The sequence below is a fragment of the Streptomyces sp. NPDC037271 genome, assembly GCF_055603605.1.
Genome location: NZ_JBVJVN010000014.1, coordinates 52,049 through 71,312, shown reverse-complemented (window position 1 = coordinate 71,312; position 19,264 = coordinate 52,049). Strand labels below are relative to the sequence as shown.

The following is a 19,264-nucleotide window of genomic DNA, read 5'->3' as shown; positions in this document are numbered from 1 at the left end:
GCCCACCGTAGCAACAACACTCGCCCACTCGTCTAGATACCTAAAGGAGTACGTCGTGACGTCTCTACCGAGCATCCTCGGGGGGCTGGACCCCACGAGCGATCGTGCGGTGTTCCGGCAGATCGCCGACCAGCTGCGCGACGCCATCGACCGTGGGCGATTCGGAGAGGGGGAGAAGCTTCCGTCGGAAGCCGAGCTGGTCGAGCATTACGGCGTTTCCCGGATGACGGTTCGGAACTCCTTCTCCATCCTCCAGGGCGAGGGCCTGGTCCACGCCGAGCACGGCAAGGGCGTCTTCGTCCGCCCCCGGCCGCCCGTCCGGCGCCTGGCCTCCGACCGGTTCGCCCGGCGCCACCGCGAGCAGGGCAAGTCCGCGTTCATCGTGGAGGCCGACGCCGCCGGCAGTCACCCCAAGGTGGACAGCCTGGAGGTCAAGGAGGAGAAGGCGAGTCAGGACATTTCCGCGCGGCTCGGCTCGGTGCGCCGTGTCCTCGCCCGTCGGCGCCGTTACCTCCTCGACGGCCGGCCGGTCGAGTTCGCCACCTCGTACCTCCCGCTCGACATCGCCCGCGGCACCCCCATCGCCGAACCGAATCCCGGTCCCGGCGGCATCTATGCCCGCCTCGAAGAACTCGGCCACCGCCTGGACCACTTCGAGGAGGAGATCCGTGCCCGGATGCCCTCCCCTTCCGAGGTCAAGACGCTTCAACTGGCTTCCGGCGTCCCCGTGATCCACCTGATCCGCACCGCCTACGACACCGAGAAGCGGGCCGTGGAGGTCTGCGACACGGTGATGGCGGCAGACGCGTACGTCCTCTCCTACCAACTCCCGGCGACCTGACCGATGGTGCGCGAGGCCACTTCCCCGGACTCGTACACCTCAGCACGCATACTCGTATAGACGAGTGGGCAAGTTGTGTGGCAAGGTGGTCAACGTGTCCGGCGAACTCGGGCACACAGGCTGCAACTTGCCTAGACGAGTAGATAGGAAGAAGCCTTGCGCACCATCCGCGTGGAGACCTCGGCCGCGACGATCCTGCTGACCGAGGCGCCCGAGCCCAAGGTCCGCGACCGGCAGACCGGAGAGATCGCGAAGGACGCCGTCAGCGGGGAGGCTCTGATGACCCTCGGCGTCGTCTACATCGAGGACGGGGAGTCGTCCCTGATCAAGGTGACCGTTCCGGAGAGCGGGGTGTCCGAGGGGCTCAGCCTCGGGGCACCCGTCTCGCTGCCCGGCCTGGCCGCCCGCCCGTGGGAGTCGGTGTTCAACGGGCAGCAGCGCCACGGCATCGCCTACCGCGCCGCCGCCGTCACCCCGGCCGCCTTCCCGGCCGCGATGGGGGCCACGGCCTGATGACCGACCTGGCAACCCTCCTGGAGGTGGGTGGTCCCGTCGCCGCACTCGGCGGTGGGGCCGCCTACACCCGGGCCCGTCACCCCGGCGTCTACTGGTCCACGGTCGGCCTGCCGATATCCACGGCCCGGCTGCTCGGCTCGTACGGCTCGGTCATGGAGGCGTGCGGCCTGACCGTGGCGCCGTCCCGGCTGCGGGTCCTGGCGGTCAAGGCCACCACCCGCCGGGAGGTCCGGCCCGTCCCTCCCCGCCGGGGCCTCATCCGCCCGACCACGACCGGCCTGCGGCTGCGCCTGCGTCTCGCCCCCGGGCAGGAACCCGCCGACGTGGCCGCCTCCGCCGAACGGCTGCGGCACGCCTGGGGCGTCCACGCCGTCTACGTCACCACGGTCAAGCCGGGCGTGGTCGACCTGCGACTCGTCGGCTTCGACGTACTCAAGCGGGTACGGATGCCGCGCAAGACCGCGGCTGGTCCGCTGCGAATACCGGTGGCGCTGCGGGAGGACGCCACCGTGTTCGTACGCGACTACCGGACCGTCCCGCACGGCCTCACCCTCGGCGCCACCCTCTCGGGCAAGTCCATGTACCTGCGCCACCTCATCGCCGGACTCGCCCCTCAGCCCGTCGCCCTGGTCGGCATCGACTGCAAACGCGGCGTCGAACTGGCCCCCTTCGCCGCCCGCCTGTCCGCACTCGCCACTGACCCCGCACAGGCCGCCGCTCTGCTGCCCGTGCTCATCCAGGAGATGGAGGACCGCTACGACCTGATCAAGGCCCAACAGGGCATCGCCCCCGGCACCCGGTACGAGGACATCACCTCTGACATCTGGGGCCTGCCCGAGCACGAACGCCCCGTTCCCGTCGTCCTCTTTATCGACGAGGTGGCCGAACTCTTCCTCGTCGCGAGCAGGAAGGACGAGGACCGGCGCGACGAGATGGTCACCCAGCTCATCCGCCTCGCCCAGCTCGGCCGCGCCGCCGGCATCTACCTGGAGGTCTGCGGGCAGCGCTTCGGCGCCGAACTCGGCAAGGGCGCCACCATGCTCCGCGCCCAGCTCACCGGCCGCGTCTGCCACCGCGTCAACGACGAGGCATCCGCCAAGATGGCCCTCGGCGACATCGCCCCCGAAGCGGTCTCCGCCGCCTGCACCATCGCTCCCGAGCGGCCCGGTCTCGCCGTGGCCGGTGACACCTCCGGCGGCTGGTCCCGCATCCGTACGCCGTACCTCTCCCTCGCCGACGCCGCCGCGACCTGTCACGCCTCGGCCCACCTGGTCCCCGACCTGCCCGCGCTCAAGCCCTTCCAGCCCATCGCGCTCGCACCGCCGACCACGTCCCCGGCGGCCCCGGTCCCCCGGCCCCGCCCGGTGACCTGAGCCACCCCCTCCCCACCCGGTCGGCGTGACCGCCTCACGCCGCGTCCCTACCCCTCCCATGCCCGAAACCGGAAGGAGCCGCAGCATGCGCGCCCTGCTGGCCCGCGTCGACGCGGTGCTCGTCCAAGCGGTCATCGCTGCCGCGCTGTCCTTCGCCCACCTGCACGACATCGCCCTCGCGGCCGGACAGGACGGCTGGAAGGCGTGGGCCTATCCCGTCTCGGTCGACCTGCTGCTCGTCGCCGCCTGGCGTCGCCTGCGCTCCGGTGACGCGAAAGCCGCGGGATGGTGCTGGTTCGTGATCGCGCTCGCCGCCTCGCTGGGCGCCAACGTCGCCACCGCCGGCCTCCTCGACTTGGACGACGTATCGGCCTGGCTCCGCATCCTCGTCGCGGGCTGGCCCGCCGTCGCCTTCCTCGGCGGAACCCTCCTCGCCCACTCGACACCGACACCGCACGACCTCGACCTCGACCTCGTCGAGGAACACGACGAAGAGACCGAGGCGCACCCCGGCACGACCGCTGACCAAGAGCCCGCCCTCGCCCCCGTACCGCGACTCCCCGCCCCACCGGTCACCGATCCGACCCCGAACGTGCCGGCTCCGTCGGCCATACCCGTCCCGGCCGCCCTGCTCGAACACGCCCGCAAAGTCGCCACCGAGCACCACACCCGCACCGGCACAGCCATCGATACCCCGACGCTGCGCGCCCGCCTCGGCGTCCCGCCGCCCCTGGCCGACGCCATCGCCGCCCAACTCTGAGAGGAGACCGACATGAGCCCCAACCGCCGCTTCCGCTCCGTCACCCGCATCGGCCCCGTCCAGGTCGGCACGTTCTACGACGGTCGCGGCCGCGAGAAGCACACCGCCGCCTGCACGGCCCCGCGCTGCGGCTTCTCCGCCGACTACGACAGCCGCGCCGCCGCCGAGCTGGCCGCCCGCACCCACTGCTGCCCCGTCCGCTGAAAGGACTCCGCACCCGTGACCGTCAGCCTGCCGCTCGTCTTCGTCCTCGGCCTCTTCGCCTGGGGAGCGGTCAAGTTCCTCGGCGTCCGTACCTGGATCGTCGTCGTCATCGCCCTGTTCGGCTTCTGGCTCTCGCACACCTTCATGGCCCCGGCCATCGAATCCGGTACGCGCTCCGGCGTGGACATCATCAACGGCTCACATGACTAGACGAGTAGGCAAGGAGAGATCCGCCGTGTTCCTGCCCCAGTACCCCGAGACCCCGACGCCGCTGCCCGCACACACCCATACCGCGACGGGCGCCCTCCCCGAGCGGCGGCCGACACCTCGGATATCCGTCAGCACCGGAGCGGTCGCGGCCGTTCTCGTCGGCGGCGTCGTCCTGACCGCCGTCGCCGTCGCGGCCGTCTCCGTGGCCGTCGCCGCTGTCGTCCTGCGCTCGCTGCTCCGCGACCAGCACCGCCGCTGACACACCACCGACCGACACCAGACCCCCGGAGCGGACCGACACCGCCAAGCATCCGCCGCCCCGGGGGCCCTGTCCCTCCTGACCGAAGCCAGAAGGAGAACTCCCATCATCACCCGCACCACCCCGCCCCCGCTCGCCGAACTCGGCGAACTGGTCGCCCTCGGCACCATGCCCGCCCTCATGCGCCAGCTCTCCGGTCTGGGCGGCTGCACCCACCCGATCCGCCTCGACGGCCACCGCACCGAGTACGCCGTGAACACCCGCACCGGCGAGATCGGCAACCGCCTCCACCACCTCCACTCCACCACCCTCCCCGCCGGTCACCTCCTGGTGCGCTGCAACAACCGCCGCACCACCCGCTGCCCGGCCTGCGCGGAGGTCTACCGCCGCGACACCTTCCACCTGATCACCTCCGGCCTGCGCGGCGGCAAGGGCGTCCCCGAACACGTCGCCGCACACCCCCGCGTCTTCGCCACCTTCACCGCCCCCGGCTTCGGCCCCGTCCACAACCGCCCCACCGGCCCGGCCCGCACCGTCCGCCCTTGCCGCTGCGGCACCCTCCACGACCTCGACGACCCCGCCCTCGGCACCGCCCTTGACCCGGACACCTACGACTACGAGACGGCCGTGTTGTGGAACGCACACGCCGGCCTCCTGTGGCGGCGCTTCTCCATCTACCTGCGCCGGGAGCTCGCCAAGCGCGCCGGCCTGACCCAACGCGACTTCCGCGAACACGCGCGGGTGTCCTTCGCCAAGGTCGCCGAGTATCAGAAGCGCGGCGCGGTCCACTTCCACGCCGTGATCCGCATCGACGGCCCCGAAGGCGGCGACACCCCGCCCCCGGCCTGGGCCACCGCCGAACTGCTCATCGACGCCATCCGCGCCGCCACCACCGCCACCCGCGTCGACGGCCCCACCATCGACGGCCGGGCCCACACCTTCGCCTTCGGACGACAGCTCGACGTCCGCACCATCCGCTCAGCCGACTTCAACGACGGCCAGGAGCTGACCGAACGCGCCGTGGCCGCGTACATCGCCAAGTACGCCACCAAGGGCGCCGAAACCGCGACCGGCGCCCTGGACCGCCCGCTGAAGTTCCTCGCCGAACTCGCCCAGCTCGACATCACCGACCACGCCCGCCACCTGATCCGCGCAGCCTGGACTCTCGGCGGCCGTAAAGACCTCGAACACCTCCGCCTGCGCGCCTGGGCCCACATGCTCGGCTTCCGCGGCCACTTCTCCACCAAGTCCCGCCGCTACTCCACCACCCTCGGCGCCCTCCGCGACGCCCGCGCCGCATGGCGCCGCGCCCAAGCCGCAGCAGCAGCCGCGCACGAGGACGGCCCGGAGACGACCACTCTCGTCCTCGCCCACTGGGTCTACGCCGGCACCGGCCTCACCGACACCGAAGCCTGGCTCACCGAGTCCCTCGCCCCCGCACCCGGCACGGAAGGAGAACCCACCCGTGGCTGAGTCCGCCACCACCGCAACGGTCACCGTCCTTGAGGCGGCCGACCCGTCCTTGGTGCTGCTGACCGTTGAAGAAGCGGCCCGGCGGCTCCGCATCGGGCGTACGACCTGCTTCCGGCTCGTCCTGGCCGGAGAGATCGAGTCGGTGACCGTCGGCCGGCTGCGCCGGGTCCCGGCTGATGCCCTGCCCGCCTACGTGGCGAAGCTCCGCCACCGTCCCGCTGTCGCGGCCTGAGAGGGAGGCACGGGCATGACAGAGCAGAAGCGCACCCGCCAGCCCAACGGCGCCTCCTCCATCTATCTCGGCAAGGACGGCAAGTGGCACGGCCGGGTGACGGTCGGAGTCCGCGATGACGGCAAGCCCGACCGCCGCCACATCGAACGGAAGACGAAGGCGGAAGTGACCAGGGCCGTCCGCGAGATGGAGCGGGCCCGCGACGACAAGAAGCTCCGCAAGCCGGGCAAGGGCTGGACCGTGCAGAGCTGGCTTGAGCACTGGGTCGAGAACATCGCCAAGCCGTACGTCTCCGAGAACACGTACGACGGCTACGAGGTCGACGTACGCGTCCACCTCGTCCCCGGCCTGGGCGCCCACAAGCTCGACCGCCTGGAGCCCGAGCACCTCGAACGCTTCTACCGGAAGATGCAGGCGGCCGGGAGCTCCGCCGGCACCGCGCACCACGCTCACCGCACGATCCGGGTCGCCCTGGGGGAAGCGGTCCGGCGCGGGCACGTCGCCACCAACGCCGCCGAGATCGCCAAGGCGCCCCGCCTCGAAGAGGAGGACATCGAGCCGTACACGATCGAAGAAGTACAGAGCCTGCTCGTCGAAGCGGCGAAGCTCCGTAACAGCGCCCGTTGGGTCGTCGCCCTGGCGCTCGGCCTCCGTCAGGGCGAGGCGCTCGGCCTGCACTGGAAGACGTCGACCTGGAGGCGGGGTACGTCCGCATCCGTAAGAACCGGCTGCGCCCCAAGTACGCGCACGGCTGCGGCGCCGACCCGTGTGGCCGAAAGGCGGGCTACTGCCCCCAGCGGGAGCAGACCCGGCGTGAGCACAAGTCCACCAAGTCCCGGGCCGGGCGGCGCACCATCGGCCTGCCCGATCCGCTGATCAAGATCCTTCGGCAGCACCGGGAGGCCCAGGAGCGGGAGCGGCTCGCGGCCGGTGCGGACTGGGAGGGCAAGGGGTACGTGTTCGCCTCGCCGACCGGTGGGCCGCTGAGCCCCAACACCGACTTCCACGTCTGGAAGCGGCTGCTTCGGGACGCCGGCGTGCGGGACGGCCGTCTCCATGACGCTCGCCACACCGCCGCGACCGTCCTGCTGATCCTCGGCGTCCCGGACGTCGTGGTCGACTCGTCATGGGGTGGGAGCCCGGGGGAGCGGCCCGGATGCGCGCTCGCTACATGCATGTGACGGGGACCATGCTGCGGAAGGTCGCGCGGCAAGTCGGGGACGCCATCTGGGAGTCGCCGACGGCGAACTGAGACGGAAACCGAGACGGACCACGTCGAAGGGCCCCACCGCGAACGGTGGGGCCCTTCGACATCGTGCCCGGTGAGGCACTGGCGGAGGATACGAGATTCGAACTCGTGAGGGGTTGCCCCCAACACGCTTTCCAAGCGTGCGCCCTAGGCCTCTAGGCGAATCCTCCGCAGAGAACATTACATGACGTGGAGGAGTGCTTGCGAACTCGTTCCGAGGGCCCCACATCGGGTAACGTGTGGCACAGCCCCTCACGCGGCGCTATCTGACTGAACTCCCCCAGGGCCGGAAGGCAGCAAGGGTAGGTCGGCTCTGGCGGGTGCGTGGGGGGCGCCTGCGTTTCAGGGCGGCCGGGCATTCCGGGGGCGGCCGGGGGTCCTGGGACGTCCTGGCTTCCTGGGGCGGACCGGTTGTCGGTGGGCGCCTATAACCTCGTATGCGTGTCGTCTCTCGCGCTCTACCGCCGTTACCGCCCGGAGTCCTTCGCCGAGGTCATCGGGCAGGGGCATGTCACCGACCCGCTGCAGCAGGCGCTGCGGAACAACCGGGTCAATCACGCGTACCTGTTCAGCGGTCCGCGCGGATGCGGCAAGACGACCAGCGCCCGGATCCTGGCACGCTGCCTGAACTGCGAACAGGGCCCCACCCCGACCCCGTGCGGCGAGTGCCAGTCGTGCCGCGACCTCGCGCGCAACGGACCGGGTTCCATCGACGTCATCGAGATCGACGCCGCCTCGCACGGTGGCGTGGACGACGCCCGTGACCTGCGTGAGAAGGCCTTCTTCGGGCCCGCCTCCAGCCGGTACAAGATCTACATCATCGACGAGGCCCACATGGTCTCGCCGCAGGGCTTCAACGCCCTGCTGAAGGTCGTCGAGGAGCCCCCGGAGCATCTGAAGTTCATCTTCGCGACCACCGAGCCCGAGAAGGTCATCGGGACCATCCGGTCGCGGACCCACCACTACCCCTTCCGGCTCGTGCCGCCCGGCACCCTGCGCGACTACCTCGGCGAGGTGTGCGGCAAGGAGGACATCCCGGTCGAGGACGGCGTGCTGCCGCTGGTGGTGCGGGCGGGCGGGGGATCCGTCCGGGACTCGATGTCCGTCATGGACCAGCTGCTCGCGGGCGCCGGCGCCGACGGTGTGACGTACGACATGACGACCGCCCTGCTCGGCTACACGGACGGCTCGCTGCTCGACTCCGTCGTCGAGTCGTTCGTCTCGGGTGACGGCTCGGCCGCCTTCGAGGTCGTGGACCGGGTGATCGAGGGCGGCAACGACCCGCGGCGCTTCGTCACCGACCTGCTGGAACGCCTCCGTGACCTGGTGATCCTCGCCGCCGTGCCCGACGCGGCGGAGAAGGGGCTCATCGACGCCCCCGCCGACGTCGTCGAGCGGATGCAGGCCCAGGCGCGGTCCTTCGGAGCGGCGGAGCTGAGCCGCGCCGCCGACATCGTCAACGAGGGGCTCACCGAGATGCGGGGCGCCCACTCGCCCCGCCTCCAGCTGGAGCTGATCTGCGCGCGCGTGCTGCTGCCCGCCGCGTACGGCGACGAGCGCTCGGTGATGGCCCGCCTGGACCGGATCGAGCGCGGTGTGCAGTTCTCCGCGGGTGCCGGTGCGCCCGCCATGGGGTACGTGCCCGGGCCCGAGGGGCATGCCGGTGCCGATGTGGGGGCTGCCGGGGGTGCCGCGGCCGTCGCCGCTCCGGTTCCGCCGGGTGGCGGGCCCGCCGCGGCCCGGGCCGCGGTACGGGGGCCCGGACCCGGTGGCGGTGCCGCAGCGGCCGGTGGCGGGGGAGGAGCTCCGGCGGCCGGCCGGAGCGGTCAGCCCTCGGAGCCGGCTGCCGGTGCCGGCGCGGGGCCCGCTCCGCACGCGGGTGGACCCACGGGAGACCGGCAGCCCCAGGACGCCGCCGCTCCCGCCGCTCCCGCAGCGGCGTCTCCGTCGGCGCCCGCGCCCGGCGCCTGGCCGACCGCGGCTCCCGCCGGTGGCGGTCGGCGCCCCGGAGGGTGGCCCACGGCGGCACCGGCGGGCGGCGGTCAGCCACCCCGGACGCCCGCCGCCCCCGGTCCTTCCGCGGCCTCCGCACCGGCACAGGCCCCGGCACCGGCAGTCGAGCCGACCGCCGCGCCTGCACCCGCCCCCACCCCCACCCCCACCCCCACCCCCGCTTCACCGTCGCCGGGCGCCGGAGTCGACCCCCGCACGATCTGGCCCAACATCCTGGAGGCGGTCAAGAACCGCCGCCGGTTCACCTGGATCCTGCTCAGCCAGAACGCCCAGGTGACCGGCTTCGACGGCACATCCCTCCAGATCGGGTTCGTCAACGCCGGCGCTCGCGACAACTTCCTGAGCAGTGGCAGCGAGGACGTGCTGCGGCAGGCCCTGGCCGAGCAGTTCAACGTGCAGTGGAAGGTCGAGGCGGTCGTCGACCCCTCCGGCGGCTCGGCACCCCCGCCCCCCGCCGGGCCCTCCGGCGGCTACGGCGGTTCCGGTGCCGGTGGTGGCGGCTTCGGTGGTGGCGGCTTCGGCGGTGGTGGCGGTGGCGGTGCCGGTGGCGGCTTCGGGGTCGGCGCGCCCGTACAGCGCCCGTCGGCGCCGTCGCCCGCGGCCCCGCCTCCGGCTCCCGCGCCGTCCGCGCCCACCGCGCCGGGACCGGCGTCCGGCCCGTCGTCCGCCCCCGCGCCCCGGCCCCCGGCGCCCGAGCCGCGCCCGGTGTCCCCGGAGGACGACGTCCCCGAGGACGACGACCCCGACCTCGACGAGTCGGCCCTGTCCGGCAAGGAACTGCTGGTACGGGAGCTGGGCGCGTCGGTGGTCGAGGAGATCCCGCACGAGTAGGCGGGGGCGTGCGGGGCCGGGGGCCCGGGGCCTGTACTGGAGGAACGCACAAGCCTCCGCGCCCCGCCGCTTCGGAAGCCCGCACAAACCGCTCCGGCGCGTTCCCATTAGGCTGGCCCCGTGAAGGTCCTTGTCATCGGCGGCGGCGCCCGCGAACACGCCCTGTGCCGTTCCCTGTCCCTCGACCCCGACGTCACCGCGCTGCACTGCGCACCCGGCAACGCCGGTATCGCCGAGGTCGCCGAACTGCACCAGGTCGACGCCCTCGACGGCGCGGCCGTCACCGCGCTGGCCACGAGGCTCGGCGCCGAACTGGTCGTCGTCGGACCAGAGGCGCCGCTCGTCGCCGGGGTCGCCGACGCCGTGCGCGAGGCGGGCATCCCGGTCTTCGGCCCCTCCGGGCAGGCGGCGCGGCTGGAGGGCTCCAAGGCCTTCGCCAAGGACGTCATGGCCGGCGCCGGCGTCCCCACGGCCCGCTCCTACGTCTGCACCAACCCGACCGAGGTCGACGCCGCCCTCGACGCCTTCGGCGCCCCCTACGTCGTCAAGGACGACGGGCTGGCCGCAGGCAAGGGTGTCGTCGTCACCGAGGACATCGAGGCGGCCCGCGCGCACGCGAACGCGTGCGACCGCGTCGTCATCGAGGAGTTCCTGGATGGCCCCGAGGTCTCCCTCTTCGCCGTCACGGACGGCGAGAACGTACGCCCGCTCCAGCCCGCCCAGGACTTCAAGCGGGCGCTCGACGGCGACGAGGGCCCGAACACCGGCGGCATGGGCGCGTACTCGCCGCTGCCCTGGGCCGACCCCAAGCTGGTCGACGAGGTCGTGCACAGCGTCCTCCAGCCGACCGTCGACGAGATGCGCCGCCGCGGCACCCCGTTCTCCGGCCTGCTCTACGCCGGTCTCGCGATCACCTCGCGCGGCGTCCGCGTGATCGAGTTCAACGCCCGTTTCGGCGACCCCGAGACCCAGGTCGTACTGGCCCGCCTGAAGACGCCGCTCGCCGGTCTGCTGATGGCCGCCGCCACCGGCAACCTCGCCGACCTGGAGCCCCTGCGCTGGAGCGACGAGGCGGCCGTCACCGTGGTCGTCGCCTCCCACAACTACCCCGGCACCCCGCGCACCGGTGACCCGATCACCGGCCTCGACGAGGTGGCCGCCGAGGACGCCCCGCACGCCTACGTCCTGCACGCCGGCACCCGCGGCGAGGGCGACGCCGTCGTCAGCGCCGGAGGCCGCGTCCTGTCCGTCACGGCCACCGGCGCGGACCTCACAGAGGCCCGCGACCGCGCCTACCGGGCCGTCGCCCGCATCGGACTCGACGGCTCCCAGTACCGTACGGACATCGCGGCGAAGGCAGCCGCAGGAGCCTGACCCGGCTCCGCGGGACACCCGCGCGCACCGAACCCGACAGGCCCCGGCTCCGTCTCAGGAACCGGGGCCTGATCCTTGCTCTCAGTCATCCACCTTTCCCCAAAGCCATTCCATCGAGTGACCGATGCGCCATACGGCTGACGGGCGTGAAGGCCCCAACTAGGGTGCCGCGCAAGCGTTCCGGCACTTGGCCCACCGGCATTGCGATGTCAGTGGCGGGTGCCACAGTGGGGGAATGAACGAGAGCCGGAGAGCAGCGCGAACGTCCAGGGCAGCAAGGAGGGGGTGAGGTCCGGCCGTGACCGGTATCGGTGGTGTGGAGATGGGCGCGCAGGCCGCGCGCTCCCGGGCACTGGCCGTGCTGCGCATCCGCAGCCGGGCGCTGGCCGTCGCCCTGTTGCCCGCCGCCGCGGCCGTGATCCTGCTCGTGGGCGGCTCCACCGGGCACCTCGCGGGCGGGGGCTGGGACGTCGTCCGCTGGACCGTGTCCGTGCTCGCGCTTCTCGTCCTGGCGGCCGGCGCCTCGGTCGCCCTGGTCGTCGCGCGTTCCCGGCCCGCCGTCACCCCGACGGTCACGATCGCCGAGGAGTCGGCGCCGGACCTCTACCGGATGGTGCGTGACCTGGCCGACCGGCTCGACGTCCCCGCCCCCTCCGCGATAGCGCTCACGCCGGACTGCGACAGCTGGCTGGAGGACCGCACCCACCGGGCGCACGGCCCGCCGCCCGTGGAGGAGCACGACGACGTGGCCGGTACGGGCGGCCCCGTCCACCGCCGGTCCACCGCCGCACCGGTCCTCGTCATCGGCTCACCCTTCCTGTGGTGGATGCGCGTCGGTGAGCTGCGCGCCGTCCTCGCCCCGGTCGTCGCGGGTACGGGGCCCTCGGCGCACCCCGACATAGCCGCCGCCCGCCGCTTCATACGCGGGCTGGACGCCGCGGTGGCGGTGGCCTCCACGGGCGGGCGCGGCCCCCTGTCCCGCGCGGTGCGCGCGGCCCTCGGCTGGGTGTCCCGGCTCCTGCTGCGCAGCTGCCGTGTCCACGCGGCCGAGATGGAACGTGGGGTCGCGGCGGCGGCCGCCGAGCGTGCACAGGCTGTGGACTACGGTCTGCGGATCGTCGCGCAGGAGCAGGTCGGGCTCGCGTACGCGGGCTGGGACCGCCTGCTGACCCGGGTCGCGCTGCCCGCCTGGCGGATGGGCCGCTGGCCCGCCCGGCTGGACGTGGGCGTCGTCGCCGCGCTCACGGAGCTGTCCCGCCGCGACCGCCTGGCGGAGGGCTTCGCCTCCCGGCTGGGTGAGCGTCCCGCCTGCGACCTGCTGGAGGAGCCCGGGGCGATGGACGAGGCGGTCTCCCTCCTCGCCGCCCGCCTCTTCCACGGAGGGCCCGCCGAGACGGGCCCGGACTGGGCGCCGGTGGGGTGGGACGAGTACCCCGAGGAGGTCGTCGACCGGGCCTGGCGTACGGACGCGGCCCGCCTCCACCGCGTCCTGGACGCCCTGGGCGTCCGTCGCGCTGCCGAAGGCGCAGCGCCGGGCACCGACGGCCCCACCCTGGCCCGCGTTATGGACCACCTCACGACCTCGTCCACCCCGGCCGCCGACGGCCCCTCGGACCCACGGGAGACGGTCGCCGCGATCGGCACGGGGCTCGGACCCGGACCGGAAACCGAGCCCCGGACCGGGCCTGGCGGCTGGGCCGGGTGCGGGTCCGGTGGCGAGACCGACGCGCGGACCGTTGAGGGGCGGCAGACAGCTGAGGGGCGTACGGGGTCCGGTCCGGCGGCCAGGGCCGGGTCCGGCGCGGAGCCCAGCGGGGCGCCCAGGGCTGGGACCGGCGCTGAGCCCGGGACGGGCACCGGCACCGAGGAGTCGCCCCGCGCCGAGGCCGGGACCCGCGCCGACGCCGGAAGTCACACCGACTCCCGGACCACCGGCTCCGGCTCCGGCACCGATACCGACACGAGGGACGACGCCGGGGCCGTGTACGCGTCGTACGGCGAGCGCGACGCTCACACCAACCATCTCGGCGCCCACGATGACGCGGATGCCCCCCGGGCCCAAAGCGACGCAGACGCCTCCCACGCCCCCCACGCCCCCCACGCCCCCCACGCCCACTCGGGCCACCACCCCGCCGACGTCCATGACGATGACGACCTCGCCGGCACCACCGCCCGCGGTGCCGCCCTGGCCGCCGGGCTCAGTGCCCAGCTCGCCCGCGAGGAGGCGGAGGCGCAGCCGACCGGAGCCCAGCCGTCCGCCTCCGGGGCAGCCGCGGGACCGACCGGCCCCGACACCGCTCTCTGGGCAGATGGCGCGCTCCCTCTCTTCCCCCTGCAGCCCCCGCGCACCGGCCGCGAGATCCTCACCGCCCACATCACGGCGATGGTGTGCTGCGCGGCGATGGACACCGTCGGCGCCGCCCCCGGCCTCGACTGGCTCGACGGCCCGTCCCTCCTGGTCAACGGCGCCCGCGCCGCGGATCTGGCCCCCCACGTCCGCAGCCTCGTCGAGACCGGCGACCCGGGGCCCCTGCGCGACTGGATGAACGAGCTCGGCATACGCCCGGAAAAGCCCGTGCGCCTGGTCTGACCCTCCCCGGCTCGGCCCGGCCCTCACCAGCCCGGCCCCGCCCGGCCCCGCCCGACCCCGCCCGGCCCGGCCCCCCGGCCCCGACCCAGGTCCCACCCGTCCCACCCGCCCGAACACCGCCGTACGAAGCCGCGTCGGACCGCCGAACCGGACCCCCTGATTCCACTTTCGGCCACTTCGCAACGAACCGTGACAGCACGCGCGCGAAATGTGATGTGCTGGGACCGATCGCGCACATGGCAAAGGCGTTCGTCATACGCACGACCGCGGGGGCACGAGGGAGGGGACTGTCCCATGGGGCCCGAGCAGATCCGCCGCTGGGAGTCGGGAGCGCTCGCGCACGCCGTGACGGATCCCTTCGGACAGGGGCCCGTCCCCTGGCTGCGCGGCGGCGAGACGTACTTCGGCGACACCGGCCAGGTCGTCGCCTGGTACGCGGACCAGGACGCCGTACCGGACCCGGACGGCAGGACCGGTACGAAGGACCGACGGCGGCGCACCGACGGCGGCGGCCCACGCGCCGCCGACGACGTCCGCCGCCAGATCAAGGGCTTCACCGCGACCGGAGCCGCCGCCCCCGGTGAGGCCATCGACTTCCACATCACCGTCGACCCGCCCCAGGAGTTCAGCGTCGACGTCTACCGGATCGGCCACTACGGCGGTGACGGCGCCGCCAAGATCACCACCAGTCCCCGCCTGTCCGGCATCGTCCAGCCAGCGCCGCTGACCGCCGACCGCACGGTCTCCTGCCACCACTGGTGGCTCTCCTGGCGGCTGCAGATCCCGTCGTACTGGAACATCGGCGCGTACGTGGCCGTCCTCACCACCGCCGACGGCTACCGCTCCCACGTGCCCTTCACGGTCCGCGACAGCCACCCGGCCGACCTGCTCCTCGTGCTGCCGGACATCACCTGGCAGGCGTACAACCTCTACCCGGAGGACGGCCGCACCGGCGCCAGCCTCTACCACGCCTGGGACGAGGACGGCCGGCTGCTGGGCGAGGCGGACGCCGCGACGACCGTCTCCTTCGACCGCCCGTACGCGGGCGCGGGGCTGCCGCTGCACGTCGGCCACGCCTACGACTTCATTCGCTTCGCCGAGCGCTACGGCTACGACCTCGCCTACGCCGACGCCCGCGACCTGCACTCCGGCCGCGTCGACCCGACCCGCTACCGGGGGCTGGTCTTCCCCGGCCACGACGAGTACTGGTCCGCCGCCATGCGCCGCACCACGGAACTCGCCCGCGAGCACGGCACGTCCCTGGTCTTCCTCTCCGCCAACACCATGTACTGGCAGGTGGAGCTGGCGCCGTCCCCGTCCGGCGTCCCCGACCGCCTGCTGACCTGCCGCAAGCGCCGGGGCCCGGGCCGTCCGGTGCTGTGGCGGGAGATCGACCGCGCCGAACAGCAACTCCTCGGCATCCAGTACGCCGGCCGCGTCCCCGAACCGCACCCGATGATCGTCCGCAACGCCGGTCACTGGCTCTGGGAGGCCACCGGCGCCCACGAGGGGGACGAGATCGAGGACCTGGTCGCAGGCGAGGCCGACCGCTACTTCCCGCGCGCCGCGCTCCCCGAGCACGACGAACGGGTCCTGCTCTCGCACAGCCCGTACACCGACGTCGACGGCGCCCGGCGGCACCAGGAGACGTCGCTGTACCGGGCCCCGTCGGGCGCCTGGGTCTTCGCCTCCGGGACGTTCGCCTGGTCTCCGGCCCTGGACCGCCCCGGCCACGTCGACCCACGTGTCCAGCGCGCCACCGCCAACCTCCTGGACCGCATCTGCAAACGCGACTGACCCGCCACCCCCGGCTCGCCACCCCCGGCCCGTCCGGCCGGACCCCATAGCCCCGGACCCCGGACCCGCCACCGCGGCCCCGTGACCCCGGGCCCGTCCGGCCCGGCCCGCCACCCCGCCCCGTCCGGCCCACCATCCCGCCCCGTCCGGCCCGCGACCCCGCCCCGTCCGGCCCGGACCCGACAGCCCCGGACCCGGACCCCGGACCCGCCCCCCTGTCCCCGGCACTCCGGACGTACGGGAGAATCGAGTCATTGGACAGAACCACGGGGAGGAACCGTGTCCGGATTCGTTGAAAAGCCCGAGCCGATCCAGGTTCCGGGTCTGGTGCATCTGCACACCGGCAAGGTGCGCGAGCTGTACCGGAACGAGGCGGGCGACCTCGTGATGGTCGCCAGTGACCGCATCTCCGCCTACGACTGGGTACTGCCGACCGAGATCCCCGACAAGGGCCGCGTCCTCACCCAGCTCTCCCTGTGGTGGTTCGAGCAGCTCGCCGACCTGGCCCCGAACCACGTCCTGAGCACCGAGCTGCCCCCCGGCGCCCCCGCCGACTGGGAGGGCCGCGCCCTGGTCTGCAAGTCCCTGCGGATGGTCCCCGTGGAGTGCGTGGCCCGCGGCTACCTCACCGGTTCCGGGCTGGCCGAGTACGACGAGAGCCGTACCGTCTGCGGCCTCGCCCTCCCCGAAGGCCTCGTCGACGGCTCGGAGCTGCCCGCCCCGATCTTCACCCCGGCCACCAAGGCCGAGGTCGGCGAGCACGACGAGAACGTCTCCTACGAGGAGGTCGCCCGCCAGGTCGGCGCGGACACCGCGGCGGCGCTGCGCCAGGCGACCCTGGCCGTCTACTCCCGGGCCCGGGACATCGCCCGCGACCGGGGCGTCATCCTGGCGGACACGAAGTTCGAGTTCGGCTTCGAGGCCGGGCACCCCGAGAACCTGGTCCTCGCCGACGAGGTCCTCACCCCGGACTCCTCCCGCTTCTGGCCGGCCGACCAGTGGCAGCCGGGCCGCGCGCAGCCGTCGTACGACAAGCAGTTCGTCCGGGACTGGCTGACCTCGGCCGAGTCCGGCTGGGACCGTCGGAGCGAGCAGCCCCCGCCGCCGCTGCCGCAGCAGGTCGTGGACGCGACCCGCGCCAAGTACGTGGAGGCCTACGAGCGCCTGACCGGCCTGAGCTGGTCGTAGACACGCCGAGGCGAACACGGGAAAGCCCCCGGCCGGAACCGGGGGCTTTCTCGTACGGAGCGAACGACGAGGTTCGAACTCGCGACCTCAACCTTGGCAAGGTTGCGCTCTACCAACTGAGCTACGTTCGCACTGCGCCGTGGACTTCGTCCTGACTCGGTCATGGACTTCGCCGTGGCGCGACAGCCACTATACCCAACCCCGCTCCCGCGCGAGCCGCACCGCCGTGTGCCGGTTCTCCGCCCCGAGCTTGCTCGCGGCCGACGACAGGTAGTTCCGTACGGTCCCCTCCGCGAGCGCGGCGCGGTCGGCGATCTCCGCGATGGGTGCCCCGTCGGCGGCGTGCTCCAGCACCTCGGCCTCGCGCGCGGTCAGCGGCGAATCCCCGGCGGAGATCGCGTCGGCTGCCAACTCCGGGTCGACGTAGCGGTTTCCGGCATGCACGGTGCGGATCAGCTCGGCGAGCCGCTGGGCGCTGACCGTCTTGGGGACGAACCCGCGCACACCCGCCGCGAGCGCCCGCTTCAGGTGCCCGGGCCGTCCGTGACTGGTCACGATCAGCACCCTGCAGGCGGGCAGCTCTGTCCGCAGGGATGTGGCGACCTTCACACCGTCCGCGCCGGGCATCTGGAGATCCAGTACGGCGACGTCCGGTGCGTGCGCCCGTGCCATCGCCAGCGCCTCCGGACCGGTGGCCGCCTCGGCGACCACGACGAGGTCGTCCTCCAGGGACAGCAGGGCCGCCAGCGCCCCGCGGATGAGGTGCTCGTCGTCGGCGAGCAGCACGCGGACAGGGGTCGTCACGACGCGACCTCCAGCACGGCCTCGGGCCCGGTCTCGGCCCTGGCCTCAGTCCCGGCCCCAGCCCCGGCCTCGGGCTCAGTCCCGGCCCCAGCCCCGGCCTCGGGCTCAGTCCCGGCCCCAGCCCCGGCCTCGGGCTCAGCCCCGGCCCCAGCCCCGGCCTCGGGCTCAGTCCCGGCCTCGGCCCTGGCCCCAGCTCTGGGCCCAGCACCAGCCCCGGCCTCAGTCCGGGCCTCGGCCTCAGCCCCAGCCCCGCCGCCCCCGGCCCACGGCAGCGGCACCTCGGCCGTGAGCCGGAACACGCCCTTGCCGGCGCTCCCGGCCTCCAGCGTGCCGTCCACGGCGGACAGCCGCTCCCGCAGCCCCGCGAGCCCGGAGCCGCCCGACACGGCGGGGCGGTCCGACGCGGCGGAGCCGCCCGCGCCGACGGCGGGACTCGTCCCGGTCGCGTCCGCCACTCCGTCGTTCTCCACCGTCAGCACCACACGTCCCTCCGACATCCGTACCACCACGGCGACCTTCTCGGCGTCCCCGTGCCGCAGCACGTTCGTGGTCGCCTCCCGCACCACCCAGCCGAGCGCCGACTGCACCTCGGCGGGCAGCCCGGACGTCTCGCCGCGCACCTCGCAGTCGATCCCGGCCGCGGTGAGCACGCCCCGGGCGCCGGCGAGTTCGACCTCCAGGTCGGCCTCTCGGTAGCCGCGGACGACGTCCCGCACCTCCCGCTGCGACTCCTGGGCGATGCGCTGCACCTCGATCATCTGCTCCACCGCTTCGGGCCGGCCGCGCCGGGACAGCTGGACGGCCAGTTCGCTCTTGAGCGCGATCACGGCCAGGTTCCGCCCCATCACGTCGTGCAGGTCCCGGCCGAACCGCAGCCGTTCCTCGGCGACCGCGAGCCGGGCGCGGGTCTCCTTGGCCTCGTCGAGCGTGTAGACGGCGTTGAGCAGCCAGACGGAGAAGATCGAGGTGAAGGCGAGGAACCCGCCGGCCACCAGCACGAGGCCCGCCACGGCGGCCGAGGCGATGCCCGGCATACCCAACGGGAACGAGACGACACCGGCCCCCAGCGCGAAGCCGCCGACGACGGCGACCACGCGCCGCCGGTTGCGCACGCCGAGCGCGAGGGTGCCGGCGCCGAAGCACAGGACGCCTCCGAAGACGGATCCCGCCGCGGTGTCCACCCCGTCGCCGCCCGGTCCGCGCTCCGCGATCCCGACCGCGCCGATCGCGATCACCGCCGTGAGCGCGGCGAGCGCCCACAGCAGCCGCAGGGGCTGCGCACGCCGGCCGCGCGTCCAGTCCAGAGCCCGGGAGGAGAAGAGCATGCAGACCGCGGCGTGCAGGACGACCAGCAGGGACAGCCCGGTCGCGAGCCGGGGCCCGACCTGGTCGAAAGCCGACAGCCCGATGGTGAGGATCTCGATGACCCCGAAGAAGTGGAACGACCACCGGGTGTACGTCTCCACTTTCGCCGGTGTGCTCTTCCGCCCCCACCAGCGCCTTGGCCTGCGCATGCCCTCGCTCGCCCCGCTCTCCCTGATCCCGGCCTT

The 19,264-nt window shown here is 73.4% G+C and carries 16 protein-coding genes, 2 tRNA genes, 1 other RNA gene and 1 pseudogene; 16 read left to right on the top strand and 4 right to left on the bottom strand.

All coding sequences use genetic code 11. The features are described 5' to 3' along the window. Positions 1 to 55 precede the first annotated feature (55 nt). The 10 genes and pseudogenes from ACZ7G3_RS23205 (at position 56) to ACZ7G3_RS23160 (ending at position 7,120) form a co-directional block, all read left to right on the top strand. Positions 56 to 841 (top strand): GntR family transcriptional regulator, encoded by a 786-nt coding sequence (locus ACZ7G3_RS23205; RefSeq protein ID WP_470928024.1) that lies wholly within the window; start codon positions 56 to 58, stop codon positions 839 to 841. 156 nt (positions 842 to 997) lie between these two features. Beyond that, a complete protein-coding gene (locus ACZ7G3_RS23200; RefSeq protein ID WP_470928022.1) occupies positions 998 to 1,354 on the top strand; it encodes an SCO3933 family regulatory protein in 357 nt (118 codons plus the stop codon). Beyond that, positions 1,354 to 2,730, top strand: a complete 1,377-nt coding sequence (locus tag ACZ7G3_RS23195; RefSeq protein ID WP_470928021.1) for an FtsK/SpoIIIE domain-containing protein — start codon at positions 1,354 to 1,356, stop codon at positions 2,728 to 2,730. Before ACZ7G3_RS23200 ends, ACZ7G3_RS23195 begins: the two co-directional genes overlap by 1 nt. Before the next feature lie 85 nt (positions 2,731 to 2,815). Continuing rightward, positions 2,816 to 3,490, top strand: coding sequence for a DUF2637 domain-containing protein (locus ACZ7G3_RS23190; RefSeq protein WP_470928020.1), 675 nt, complete (start codon positions 2,816 to 2,818; stop codon positions 3,488 to 3,490). A gap of 12 nt (positions 3,491 to 3,502) precedes the next feature. After that, complete coding sequence (locus ACZ7G3_RS23185) at positions 3,503 to 3,694, top strand: mobile element transfer protein (protein WP_470928019.1); 192 nt, start codon at positions 3,503 to 3,505, stop codon at positions 3,692 to 3,694. A gap of 15 nt (positions 3,695 to 3,709) precedes the next feature. Then, on the top strand, positions 3,710 to 3,904 hold the full coding sequence (locus ACZ7G3_RS23180) for a hypothetical protein (protein ID WP_470928017.1): 195 nt from the start codon (positions 3,710 to 3,712) through the stop codon (positions 3,902 to 3,904). 25 nt (positions 3,905 to 3,929) lie between these two features. Beyond that, on the top strand, positions 3,930 to 4,163 hold the full coding sequence (locus ACZ7G3_RS23175) for a SpdD protein (protein WP_470928146.1): 234 nt from the start codon (positions 3,930 to 3,932) through the stop codon (positions 4,161 to 4,163). 168 nt (positions 4,164 to 4,331) lie between these two features. Further along, the gene (locus tag ACZ7G3_RS23170) at positions 4,332 to 5,636 is read left to right on the top strand and encodes a replication initiator (RefSeq protein ID WP_470928016.1); all 1,305 of its coding nucleotides are present in this window, start codon (positions 4,332 to 4,334) and stop codon (positions 5,634 to 5,636) included. Continuing rightward, on the top strand, positions 5,629 to 5,868 hold the full coding sequence (locus tag ACZ7G3_RS23165) for an excisionase family DNA-binding protein (RefSeq protein WP_470928014.1): 240 nt from the start codon (positions 5,629 to 5,631) through the stop codon (positions 5,866 to 5,868). Before ACZ7G3_RS23170 ends, ACZ7G3_RS23165 begins: the two co-directional genes overlap by 8 nt. A gap of 15 nt (positions 5,869 to 5,883) precedes the next feature. Then, positions 5,884 to 7,120 (top strand): annotated as a pseudogene (locus tag ACZ7G3_RS23160) (tyrosine-type recombinase/integrase). A gap of 79 nt (positions 7,121 to 7,199) precedes the next feature. On the opposite strand, the gene ACZ7G3_RS23155 reads toward ACZ7G3_RS23160, so the two are convergent. Beyond that, positions 7,200 to 7,287 (bottom strand) — tRNA-Ser (locus ACZ7G3_RS23155). Between the two features lie 74 nt (positions 7,288 to 7,361). On the opposite strand from ACZ7G3_RS23155, the gene ffs reads away from it, so the two are divergent. The 6 genes from ffs (at position 7,362) to ACZ7G3_RS23125 (ending at position 16,910) form a co-directional block, all read left to right on the top strand. Beyond that, an RNA gene (gene ffs / locus ACZ7G3_RS23150) (signal recognition particle sRNA small type) lies at positions 7,362 to 7,456 on the top strand. 102 nt (positions 7,457 to 7,558) lie between these two features. After that, positions 7,559 to 9,961 (top strand): DNA polymerase III subunit gamma and tau, encoded by a 2,403-nt coding sequence (locus tag ACZ7G3_RS23145; protein WP_470928013.1) that lies wholly within the window; start codon positions 7,559 to 7,561, stop codon positions 9,959 to 9,961. A gap of 120 nt (positions 9,962 to 10,081) precedes the next feature. Then, a complete protein-coding gene (gene purD, locus ACZ7G3_RS23140) occupies positions 10,082 to 11,335 on the top strand; it encodes a phosphoribosylamine--glycine ligase (protein ID WP_426602005.1) in 1,254 nt (417 codons plus the stop codon). A 298-nt stretch (positions 11,336 to 11,633) separates the two neighbouring features. After that, the gene (locus ACZ7G3_RS23135; RefSeq protein ID WP_470928012.1) at positions 11,634 to 13,925 is read left to right on the top strand and encodes a hypothetical protein; all 2,292 of its coding nucleotides are present in this window, start codon (positions 11,634 to 11,636) and stop codon (positions 13,923 to 13,925) included. Positions 13,926 to 14,219: 294 nt separating this feature from the next. Continuing rightward, positions 14,220 to 15,722, top strand: coding sequence for a N,N-dimethylformamidase beta subunit family domain-containing protein (locus tag ACZ7G3_RS23130; protein WP_426602007.1), 1,503 nt, complete (start codon positions 14,220 to 14,222; stop codon positions 15,720 to 15,722). Positions 15,723 to 16,001: 279 nt separating this feature from the next. After that, positions 16,002 to 16,910 (top strand): phosphoribosylaminoimidazolesuccinocarboxamide synthase, encoded by a 909-nt coding sequence (locus tag ACZ7G3_RS23125; protein ID WP_426602008.1) that lies wholly within the window; start codon positions 16,002 to 16,004, stop codon positions 16,908 to 16,910. Positions 16,911 to 16,968: 58 nt separating this feature from the next. Here ACZ7G3_RS23125 and ACZ7G3_RS23120 read toward each other — a convergent pair. The 3 genes from ACZ7G3_RS23120 to ACZ7G3_RS23110 form a co-directional block, all read right to left on the bottom strand. Beyond that, positions 16,969 to 17,041, bottom strand: a tRNA-Gly gene (locus tag ACZ7G3_RS23120). Between the two features lie 58 nt (positions 17,042 to 17,099). Continuing rightward, positions 17,100 to 17,714 (bottom strand): response regulator, encoded by a 615-nt coding sequence (locus ACZ7G3_RS23115; protein WP_426602009.1) that lies wholly within the window; start codon positions 17,712 to 17,714, stop codon positions 17,100 to 17,102. Next, entirely contained in the window at positions 17,711 to 19,228 is a 1,518-nt protein-coding gene (locus tag ACZ7G3_RS23110) for a sensor histidine kinase (RefSeq protein WP_470928011.1), read from the bottom strand. The genes ACZ7G3_RS23115 and ACZ7G3_RS23110 overlap by 4 nt, the downstream gene beginning before the upstream one ends. Positions 19,229 to 19,264 lie beyond the last annotated feature (36 nt).